General features: G+C 71.4%; 10 protein-coding genes. All 10 read left to right on the forward strand.

Going from position 1 to position 9,757, the window contains the following annotated elements; translation table 11 throughout:
* Positions 1-23 precede the first annotated feature (23 nt).
* Positions 24-1,721 (forward strand): nitrite/sulfite reductase, encoded by a 1,698-nt coding sequence (locus ABIA38_RS41195; RefSeq protein ID WP_424644126.1) that lies wholly within the window; start codon positions 24-26, stop codon positions 1,719-1,721.
* Positions 1,718-1,945, forward strand: coding sequence for a hypothetical protein (locus ABIA38_RS41200; protein WP_424644127.1), 228 nt, complete (start codon positions 1,718-1,720; stop codon positions 1,943-1,945). The genes ABIA38_RS41195 and ABIA38_RS41200 overlap by 4 nt, the downstream gene beginning before the upstream one ends.
* Entirely contained in the window at positions 1,942-2,640 is a 699-nt protein-coding gene (locus ABIA38_RS41205; protein WP_424644128.1) for a phosphoadenylyl-sulfate reductase, read from the forward strand. Before ABIA38_RS41200 ends, ABIA38_RS41205 begins: the two co-directional genes overlap by 4 nt.
* A 58-nt stretch (positions 2,641-2,698) precedes the next feature.
* Complete coding sequence (gene cysD, locus ABIA38_RS41210) at positions 2,699-3,625, forward strand: sulfate adenylyltransferase subunit CysD (protein ID WP_424644129.1); 927 nt, start codon at positions 2,699-2,701, stop codon at positions 3,623-3,625.
* A 2-nt stretch (positions 3,626-3,627) separates the two neighbouring features.
* Positions 3,628-4,974, forward strand: a complete 1,347-nt coding sequence (locus ABIA38_RS41215) for a sulfate adenylyltransferase subunit 1 (RefSeq protein WP_424644130.1) — start codon at positions 3,628-3,630, stop codon at positions 4,972-4,974.
* A 127-nt stretch (positions 4,975-5,101) separates the two neighbouring features.
* Positions 5,102-6,241, forward strand: coding sequence for an ABC transporter substrate-binding protein (locus ABIA38_RS41220; protein WP_424644131.1), 1,140 nt, complete (start codon positions 5,102-5,104; stop codon positions 6,239-6,241).
* Between the two features lie 65 nt (positions 6,242-6,306).
* Positions 6,307-7,104, forward strand: a complete 798-nt coding sequence (locus ABIA38_RS41225; protein WP_424644132.1) for an ABC transporter ATP-binding protein — start codon at positions 6,307-6,309, stop codon at positions 7,102-7,104.
* On the forward strand, positions 7,091-8,005 hold the full coding sequence (locus tag ABIA38_RS41230) for an ABC transporter permease (RefSeq protein ID WP_424644133.1): 915 nt from the start codon (positions 7,091-7,093) through the stop codon (positions 8,003-8,005). The genes ABIA38_RS41225 and ABIA38_RS41230 overlap by 14 nt, the downstream gene beginning before the upstream one ends.
* Before the next feature lie 2 nt (positions 8,006-8,007).
* Positions 8,008-8,745 (forward strand): sirohydrochlorin chelatase, encoded by a 738-nt coding sequence (locus ABIA38_RS41235; protein ID WP_424644134.1) that lies wholly within the window; start codon positions 8,008-8,010, stop codon positions 8,743-8,745.
* Positions 8,746-8,769: 24 nt separating this feature from the next.
* On the forward strand, positions 8,770-9,657 hold the full coding sequence (locus tag ABIA38_RS41240) for a phosphotransferase enzyme family protein (RefSeq protein WP_424644135.1): 888 nt from the start codon (positions 8,770-8,772) through the stop codon (positions 9,655-9,657).
* Positions 9,658-9,757: the final 100 nt, after the last annotated feature.

Consider the following 9,757-nt stretch of genomic DNA (forward strand, 5'->3'; position numbering starts at 1 on the left):
TTTTCGCCCGGAGGACGCTCCCCATGGCCGCCACCACCGACACCGCCGGCAGCGGTCCCCGCGCCCGTAAGCCCGCCCGCCACCGCGGCGAGGGTCAGTGGGCCCTCGGCCATCACGAGCCGCTGAATGGGAACGAGCAGTTCAAGAAGGACGACGACGGCCTCAATGTGCGCGCGCGCATCGAGAATGTCTACGCCCATCGCGGCTTCGCCTCGATCGACCCCAACGACCTGCGCGGGCGGATGCGTTGGTGGGGTCTGTACACCCAGCGCAAGCCCGGGATCGACGGCGGCAAGACCGGCGTGCTCGAGCCGCACGAGCTGGACGACGAATACTTCATGCTGCGCGTGCGGGTGGACGGCGGCCGGCTGAATCTGGCCCAACTGCGCGCCATCGCCGAGGTCTCCGAGCGGTTCGCGCGCGGCACCGCGGACATCACCGACCGGCAGAACGTGCAGTTCCACTGGATCCGGATCGAGGACGTCCCACAGATCTGGCGGATCCTGGAGGGCGTCGGCCTGTCCACCACGGAGGCTTGCGGCGACACCCCGCGCGTGGTGCTCGGCTCGCCGGTGGCCGGCGTCGCCGAGGAAGAGATCATCGACGGCACCTGGGCGATCGACGAGATCAACCGGCGCTACATCGGCAAGCCCGAATACTCCAACCTGCCGCGCAAGTTCAAGACCGCGATCTCCGGCTCGCCGCTGCTCGACGTGGCGCACGAGATCAACGACATCTCCTTCGTCGGCGTCGTGCACCCCGAGTTCGGGCCCGGCTTCGACGTGTGGGTCGGCGGCGGCCTGTCCACCAACCCCAAGCTCGCGGTCCGGCTCGGCACCTGGGTGCCGCTCGCCGAGGTGCCCGAGGTCTGGGAAGGCGTCATCTCGATCTTCCGCGACTACGGCTACCGCCGGCTGCGCACCCGCGCCCGGCTGAAGTTCCTGGTCGCCGACTGGGGTCCGGAGCGCTTCCGCGAGGTGTTGGAGAACGAATACCTGAAGCGCAAGCTGGTCGACGGCCCCGCCCCCGACGCGCCCGCGCAGGTGTGGCGCGACCACGTCGGCGTGCGGCCGCAAAAGGGCGGCGGCTGCTATGTCGGCTTCGCCCCGCGCGTGGGCCGGGTCGACGGCGCCACCCTCGGCAAGATCGCCGACCTGGCCGAACGGCACGGCTCGGACCGGGTACGCACCACGGTCGAGCAGAAGATGCTCATCCTGGACATCACCGAGGACAAGGTCGCCTCGCTCAAGGAGGGCCTGGAGGCGCTCGGCCTGCGGGTGGACCCGAGCCCGTTCCGGCGCGGCACGATGGCCTGCACCGGCATCGAGTTCTGCAAGCTGGCGATCGTGGAGACCAAGGGCCGCGGCAGCCGGCTGATCGACGAACTGGAGCAGCGGCTGCCGAACTTCGAGCAGCCGATCACCATCAACATCAACGGCTGCCCGAACGCGTGCGCCCGGATCCAGGTCGCCGACATCGGTCTCAAGGGCCAGTTGGTACTGGACGAGCACGGCGAGCAGGTCGAGGGCTACCAGGTGCACCTGGGCGGCGGGCTCGGGCTCGACCCCGGGTTCGGGCGCAAGATCCGCGGCCTGAAGGTGACTTCGGCCGGGTTGGCCGACTACGTCGAGCGTGTGTTGCGCCGCTTCGAGGAGCAGCGCACCGAGGGCGAGCGCTTCGCTCAGTGGGCCGTGCGCGCGGCCGACCCGGACCTGTCGTGAGCGCCGCCGGCGGCGCCGAGCCGGGCCAACGGGCCGTGCCGTTCTACTGCCCCTTCTGCGGCGACGAGGACCTTCGTCCGCACGAGGAGGGACACGGCACCTGGTTGTGCTCGGCCTGCCGGCGGGCGTTCTCGCTGAAGTTCCTCGGACTCGCCCTCCCGGAAAATTACCGCCCGGCGAAGGCCCCGAAGCACGACCCCATACCCCAGGAGGAGGCCCGATGACCGTCACCGAGCACACCGACCTCGAGGCGCTCGCCGTTCGGGCCGCCGTCGAGTTGGAGCACGCGAGCGCGAGCGAGATCCTGGCCTGGACGCACGAGCGGTTCGGTCCCGCGTGGTGCGTGACGTCCTCGATGGAGGACGCGGTGGTCGCGCACCTCGCGGCGCGGGTGGCGCCCGGGGTGGACGTGGTCTTCCTGGACACCGGCTACCACTTCCCGGAGACCATCGGTACGCGCGACGCGGTCGCGGCGGTCTACGACGTCAACGTGATCACCGTGCACCCGGAGCTGACCGTGGTCGAGCAGGACGCGAAGTACGGCGCGAAGCTGCACGATCGTGACCCCGACGCGTGTTGCGCGCTGCGCAAGGTGGCCCCCCTGGAACACTCGCTGGCGAACTACCGCGCGTGGGCCACCGGGCTGCGTCGGGACGACTCGCCGAGCCGGGCGAACACCCCCGTCGTCTCCTGGGACGCGCGTCGGCGAAAGGTGAAGGTCGCGCCGATCGCCCGCTGGACGCAGGACGACGTGGACGCCTACGTTGCCGAACACGGCGTGCTGACCAATCCGCTGCTGATGGACGGCTACGCCTCGATAGGTTGCGCCCCGTGCACCCGTCGGGTCGCCCCCGGCGAGGACGCCCGCGCCGGCCGGTGGGCGGGCAGCGGCAAGACCGAATGCGGGATCCACGCGTGATCGGCCCGCTTCGCACCGCCACGGCACCGTGCTCGACGAAGACGAAGGAGGGGTTGGCGTGACCACGACGATCGACAAGGGCACCGCACCCGGAGCCCTGACCCACCTGGACGCGTTGGAAGCCGAGTCCGTGCACATCATCCGCGAGGTGGCGGGCGAGTTCGAGAAGCCGGTGATCCTGTTCTCCGGCGGCAAGGACTCGATCGTGATGCTGCATCTGGCGCGCAAGGCGTTCTGGCCGGCGCAGGTCCCGTTCGCCCTTCTCCATGTCGATACCGGGCACAACTTCCCCGAGGTGATCGCGTATCGCGACGCGGTGGTGGCCGAGCACAACCTGCGTCTGCATGTGGCCCACGTGCAGGACTTCATCGACAGCGGCCGGGTGCGCGAGCGCCCCGACGGCACCCGCAACCCGTTGCAGACCGTCCCGCTCCTCGACGCGATCGAGTCCAACCGCTTCGACGCGGTGTTCGGCGGCGGCCGGCGCGACGAGGAGAAGGCCCGGGCCAAGGAGCGGGTGTTCTCGCTGCGCGACGAGTTCGGCGCGTGGGACCCGCGCCGGCAGCGGCCCGAGCTGTGGCAGCTGTACAACGGCCGGCACCGCGTGGGCGAGCACGTGCGGGTGTTCCCGATCTCGAACTGGACCGAGCTGGACGTGTGGCAGTACATCGAGCGGGAGAAGATCGTGCTCCCGCGGATCTACTTCTCGCACGAGCGGGACGTCTTCGAGCGCGACGGGATGTGGCTCTCGCCCGGCGAGTGGGGCGGGCCCGGGGCCGACGAGGAGGTCGTGCGCCGGGTGGTGCGCTACCGCACGGTCGGCGACATGAGCTGCACCGGTGCCGTCGACTCCCCCGCCACGACCGTGGCCGACGTGATCGCCGAGATCGCGGTGAGCAGGCTGACCGAACGCGGCGCCACCCGCGCCGACGACAAGATGTCCGAGGCCGCGATGGAAGACCGCAAGCGCGAGGGGTACTTCTAGCCATGAGTGGGACTTCCGAGATTTCCGCGACCGCCGGGTCGGTCGCGGACGAGCGTGTGGGTCTGCTGCGGCTGGCCACCGCGGGCTCCGTCGACGACGGCAAGTCGACGCTGGTGGGCCGGCTCCTGCACGACTCGAAGTCGGTGCTGACCGATCAGCTCGAGGCGGTCACCCGGGTCAGCAACGAGCGCGGCCAGGAGGAGGCGGACCTGGCGCTGCTCACCGACGGGCTGCGGGCCGAGCGCGAGCAGGGCATCACCATCGACGTCGCCTACCGCTACTTCGCCACCGCCAAGCGCCGGTTCATCCTCGCCGACACTCCGGGGCACGTGCAGTACACGCGCAACATGGTCACCGGCGCCTCCACGGCGGAGCTGGCCGTGGTGCTCGTCGACGCGCGCAACGGCGTGGTCGAGCAGACCCGCCGGCACGCGGCGGTGGCGGCGCTGCTGCGGGTGCCGCACGTGGTGCTCGCGGTGAACAAGATGGACCTGGTCGACTACGACGAGGAGCGCTTCGCCGAGGTCGCCAACACCTTCACCGAATACGCCAAGGCGCTCGGCGTGCCGGACGTGCGCTCGATCCCGGTCTCCGCGCTGCGCGGGGACAACGTGGTGGACCCCAGCCCGCGGATGGACTGGTTCTCCGGGCCCACCCTGCTGGAATACCTGGAGACGGTGCCGGTCGAGACCGACCCGACGCTGGAGCCGGCCCGCTTCCCGGTGCAATACGTGCTGCGCCCGCAGTCGGACGACGAGTATCGCGACTATCGCGGCTACGCCGGGCAGATCGCCTCCGGCGTGTTCCGCGAGGACGACGAGGTGGTGGTGTTGCCGTCCGGGCAGCGCACCACGATCGCGGGCATCGACCGACTCGGGGTCTCGGTCCGGCAGGCCCGGCAGGGCGAGTCGGTCACCCTGCGGCTCGCCGACGACGTGGACGTCTCACGCGGCGACCTGATCGCGCCGATCGACGCGGCGCCGCGGCCCACGCAGGACGTCGAGGCGACCGTGTGCCACGTGGCCGACCGACCGCTGCGCACCGGCGACCGGGTATTGCTCAAGCACACCACGCGCACCGTCAAGGCGATCGTCAAGGACATCGCCTACCGGCTCGACCTGGACGCGCCGATCGACGGCGTACTCGGCCACGAACAGCACCTGACCGAACTGCGCGCCAACGACATCGCCCGGGTCGTACTGCGCACCGCCCAGCCGCTCGCGCTCGACGACTACGCCGTCGGTCGCCGGACCGGATCCTTCCTGTTGATCGACGAGGCCGACGGCTCGACGCTCACCGCCGGCCTGGCCGGCGCCGCGTTCCCAGCGCCGGGCCGATGTCACAGCTGATTCGAACGCGGGTGTGACCACCCGCTTTTGACGCTCCGTCAGCTCCACCCGTGACAGCCACGGTCGGCCAACACATTCGTCATCCCGGTCCGCGCCCGATCGCGCGGACCCGAGGGAGGGTCCCCGCATGTCCGTTTTCAGGACAAACCGCCGTAGATCCATACGTACCGGCTTCGCCGCCGCCCTGCTGCTGCCGCTGCTCGCGATGTCCGCGTGCGGCTACGGCTCGGACAAGAAGGACGACAAGAAGAACACCCCGGCCGCGGGCGCGGGCCCGGCCGCCGGCACCGCCAAGGCGGGCACCTCGGCCTCGCAGATCCGGCTCGGCTTCTTCGCCAACGTCACCCACGCGACGCCGCTGATCGGGCTGAACGAGGGCTTCTTCGCGAAGGAACTCGGCAGCACCGAGATCAAGCCGCAGGTGTTCAACGCCGGTCCGGCCGCGATCGAGGCGCTCAAGGGCGGTTCGATCGACGCGACCTACATCGGCCCCAACCCCTCCATCTCCGGCTTCACCAGCACGGGCGGCGAACTGCTGCGGATCGTCGCGGGGGCCACCTCGGGCGGTGCCTCCCTGGTGGTCAAGCCCGGCATCAACCTGCCGGCCGACCTCAAGGGCAAGAAGATCGCCTCGCCGCAGCTCGGCGGCACCCAGGACGTCGCGCTGCGGGCCTGGCTGACCAAGGTCGGCTACAGCGTGGACACCTCCGGCAAGGGCGACGTGAGCATCGTGCCGACCGACAACGCGCAGACCCTGGCCGCGTTCCAGAAGGGCGACCTGGACGGCGCCTGGTTGCCCGAGCCGTGGGCCACCCGCCTGGTCCTGGAGGCCGGCGCCAAGGTGCTCGTCGACGAGCGCACGCTCTGGCCGGAGGGCAAGTTCGTCACCACCGACCTGATCGTGTCCAGCAAGTTCCTCAAGGACCACCCGGACACCGTCGAGGCGCTGCTGCGGGGCCAGGTCGCGGCGAACGACTGGGCGGCGAACAACCAGGACAAGGCCAAGGCGGCGGTCAACGCCAAGATCACCGAGTTCGCGGGCAAGCCGCTCGCGCAGAACGTGCTCGACGCGTCGTGGCCCAACATCGCGATCACCAACGACCCGCTCGCGGCCTCGCTGCAAAAGCTCTCCGACGACGGCGTGGCGGTCGGCGTGACCAAGAAGCTCGACATCCACGGCATCTACGACCTGACGATTTTGAACAAGGTCCTCGCCGCGGCCGGGAAGCCTGCCGTGAGCGACGGGGGCCTGGGCCCGAAGAAGTAGCGCTCGCGCCCGCTTCGACCCGTGCTCGTTCGCCCGACGCGCCCACCGAGAGAGGTGACCCGGACATGACCCAGACCATCAGCGAGGCCACGCCCACTGCCACGACCCCCGGCCGGACCGGCTTCGCGGTCCGCCTTGACCAGGTCACCAAGGTCTTCGGCCGGTCCGGCGGCACGCCCGTGCTCGACGGCATCGACCTGACCGTCGCCCCGGGCGAGTTCGTCTGCCTCCTGGGCGCGTCGGGCTGCGGCAAGTCCACCCTGCTCAACCTGATCGCCGACCTGGACCGGCCGACCTCGGGCACCATCGAGGTCTCCGGCGCGCGGCCAGCGCTGATGTTCCAGGACCACGCGCTGTTCCCCTGGCTGACCGCCGGGAAGAACATCGAACTGGCCCTGAAACTGCGCGGTGTGCCGCGCGACCAACGCCGCGCGGAGGCCGACGCGCTGCTCGAGCTGGTCCGGCTCGGCGGGGCGTACAACAAGCGCGTGCACGAGTTGTCCGGCGGCATGCGCCAGCGCGTCGCGTTGGCCCGCGCGCTCGCCCAGGCCGGCGATCTGCTGCTGATGGACGAGCCGTTCGCCGCCCTCGACGCGATCACCCGCGACGTGCTGCACGACGAGCTCACCCGGATCTGGGCGGAGACCGGCCGCTCGGTGGTGTTCGTGACGCACAACGTGCGCGAGGCGGTCCGGCTCGCGCAGCGGGTGGTGCTGATGTCCTCGCGCCCGGGCCGGATCGCCCGGGAGTGGACGATCGACATCCCGCAGCCGCGCCGGATCGAGTCGGCCGGCGTGTCCGAGCTGTCCGTGGAGATCACCGACCAGTTGCGAGGGGAGATCCGTCGCCATGGCCGCGCCTGACCTCACCAAGTCCACCGCGCCCGCGGTCGACGCCGACACCGAGGCGGAGGACCTGGCCGGGCTCGAGGCCGGCCTGGACGCGCTGGAGAACTACGACAAGGAGCGCAAACCCTTCTCCCGGGTCCTGCTGGAGAAGGCGCTTCCGCCGGTCGTGGCGATCCTGCTGGTGCTGGCCGCCTGGCAGACCGCCTACTGGATGGAGATCAAGCCCCGCTACGCGCTGCCCAGTCCGGGCGACGTGTGGGACGCGTTCATGGTCCAGTGGCGCAAGGGCACCGTCCTGGACATCCTGTGGACCAGCCTGTCGCGCGGCATCCTGGGCTTTTTGATCGCGGTCGCCATCGGCACCCCGTTGGGCCTGATCGTGGCCCGGGTGAGTTGGATCCGGGCGGCGATCGGGCCGATCCTGTCCGGCCTGGCGTCGTTGCCCTCGGTCGCGTGGGTGCCGCCGGCGGTGATCTGGTTCGGCCTGAACAACAGCGCGATCTACGCGGTCGTGCTGCTCGGCGCGGTGCCCTCGATCGCCAACGGCCTGGTGGCCGGCATCGACCAGATCCCGCCGCTGTACCTGCGCGCGGGTCGGGTGCTCGGCGCCCGGGGGCCGGCCGGCGTGTGGCACGTGATGTTGCCCGCGGCGCTGCCCGGCTACCTCGCCGGCCTCAAGCAGGGCTGGGCGTTCTCCTGGCGCTCGCTGATGGCCGCCGAGTTGATCGCCGCGGGTCCCGAACTGGGCATGGGGCTCGGCCGGTTGATGGCCCAGGGGCGCGATCTGGGCGACATGCCGATGATGTTGACCGCGGTCTTCATGATCCTGATCGTCGGCATCGGCATCGACATACTGGTCTTCACCCCGATCGAACGCCAGGTGCTGCGCCGGCGCGGCCTGGCCGGAGCCAGGTAGCGATGACCCGTACTCCCCCGCTCCTGGCCGTCGCGCACGGCAGCCGCGACCCTCGGCACGCCGAGACGATGGCCGCCCTGGCCGCGCGCGTGCGGGCGCTGCGGCCGGGGCTGCGGGTGGAGATCGGCTACCTGGACCACTGCGGGCCGCGCGTGCCGGACCGGCTCGACGCGCTGGCCCGCGCCGGGGCGCGGTCGGCGATCGCGGTGCCGCTGTTGTTCACGCCGGCGTTCCACGCCAAGTACGACGTGCCCGACGTACTGCGCGACCGCCGGCTGAGCGTGCGCCGAACGGCCACGCTGGCCCCCTCCCCGCTGCTGCTCGACGCGTTGGACCGACGCGTGCGCGAGGCCGGGGTGCGGCCCGGGGACGCCCGCTACGGCGTCGTCCTGGCCACCGCGGGCTCCACCGATCCGGAGGCGGGCGCGGTGACCACCATCGTCGCGCGGGAGTGGCGGCGCACCGGTTGGTGCGCCGTGGTCCCCGCGTTCGCCTCCGCCCACCAGGGCTCCACGATCGACGCGGCGGTCGCCGAACTGCGCGCACTGGGGGCCGAGCGGATCGCCGTCGCGTCGTGCCTGCTCGCCCCCGGGATCCTGCCCGACCGGATCGTCGAACAGGCCCTGGCCGCAGGGGCGGACGTGGTCACCGAGCCGGTCGCGGACACCCCCGAAATCGCCCGCTTGGTACTGGCGCGCTACGACGCGGCGCTGCCGCTGAGATCGAGTCTGTCGGCGTGACCGGCGACCGGTACCATCACCGGCGTGATCGACTCGGTGGCCGGCGAACGTTCGGTGCTCGTACGCGCGTGTGCGAAGGTCGGAGTGCCTTGTGCCGACGCCACGTTGCTCTCTTTCGGGGAGAACGCGGTGTTCGCCCTGCCCGGTCCGGGTCTGGTGGCCCGGGTGGCGCGCGGAGCGCATCTGGCCGAGCGGGCCCGCCGGGAGATCGCGGTCGCGTGCTGGCTGGCCGAGCAGGACTTCCCCGCGGTGCGACCGGCGGCCGGGATCGAACCGCAACCGGTGCTGGTCGACGGACGCCCGGTCACCTTCTGGGAGTTGCTGCCGCCGGCCGAGCGTGAGCCGGACGTGGTCGATCTGGCCCGGCTGCTCAAGCGGCTGCACGCGTTGCCCGCGCCGCCGTTCGCGCTGCCCGCCCGCGAGCCGCTCGCGCTGGTGGCCACCTGGCTGGACTCGGCGGACGCGGCGGTGGGGTTGGCCGATCGACGCTATCTGCTGGCCCGCCGCGACGAGTTGGCGGCGGCCTGCCGCGAGCTGACCCCGGCGCTGCCACCCGGGCTGATCCACGGCGACGCGCTGCTGCGCAACGTGGGGGTGCACGGCGGCCGGGCGCTGCTGTTGGACTGGGAGACGGTCGCGCACGACCTGCGCGAGTTCGACCTGGTGCTGACCCCGATGGCGGCGGCGCGCTACGGCCTGCCGGCCGGCGCGGAACGCCGCTTCGCCAAAAAATACGGCTTCGACGTCACCACATGGCCCGGCTACCGGGTGTTGCGCGAAACCCGCGAACTGGCCGCCACCGCCTGGGTCGCCCAACACGTCCCGGGCAACCCGGCAGCGGAAGAGGAATTCCACCACCGAGTCCACACGTTGCGCACCAACAACACGAGGGCCCACTGGCACGCCTTCTGACCCCCGCGGGCGAGCGGGCGAGCGGGCGAGCGGGCGAGCGGGCGAGCGGGCGAGCGGGCGAGCGGGCGAGCGGGCGAGCGGGCGAGCGGGCGAGCGGGCG

Origin of the sequence: Embleya sp. AB8 (genome assembly GCF_049739465.1) — a bacterium.
Lineage (GTDB): Bacteria > Actinomycetota > Actinomycetes > Streptomycetales > Streptomycetaceae > Embleya.

Excerpts from the sequence above, each read along its gene's own strand:
- ABIA38_RS41195 (WP_424644126.1), top strand. The coding sequence starts at position 24 with ATGGCCGCCACCACCGACACCGCCGGCAGCGGTCCCCGCGCCCGTAAG.
- ABIA38_RS41205 (WP_424644128.1), top strand. The coding sequence starts at position 1,942 with ATGACCGTCACCGAGCACACCGACCTCGAGGCGCTCGCCGTTCGGGCC.
- ABIA38_RS41215 (WP_424644130.1), top strand. The coding sequence starts at position 3,628 with ATGAGTGGGACTTCCGAGATTTCCGCGACCGCCGGGTCGGTCGCGGAC.
- ABIA38_RS41220 (WP_424644131.1), top strand. The coding sequence starts at position 5,102 with ATGTCCGTTTTCAGGACAAACCGCCGTAGATCCATACGTACCGGCTTC.
- ABIA38_RS41225 (WP_424644132.1), top strand. The coding sequence starts at position 6,307 with ATGACCCAGACCATCAGCGAGGCCACGCCCACTGCCACGACCCCCGGC.
- ABIA38_RS41230 (WP_424644133.1), top strand. The coding sequence starts at position 7,091 with ATGGCCGCGCCTGACCTCACCAAGTCCACCGCGCCCGCGGTCGACGCC.
- ABIA38_RS41235 (WP_424644134.1), top strand. The coding sequence starts at position 8,008 with ATGACCCGTACTCCCCCGCTCCTGGCCGTCGCGCACGGCAGCCGCGAC.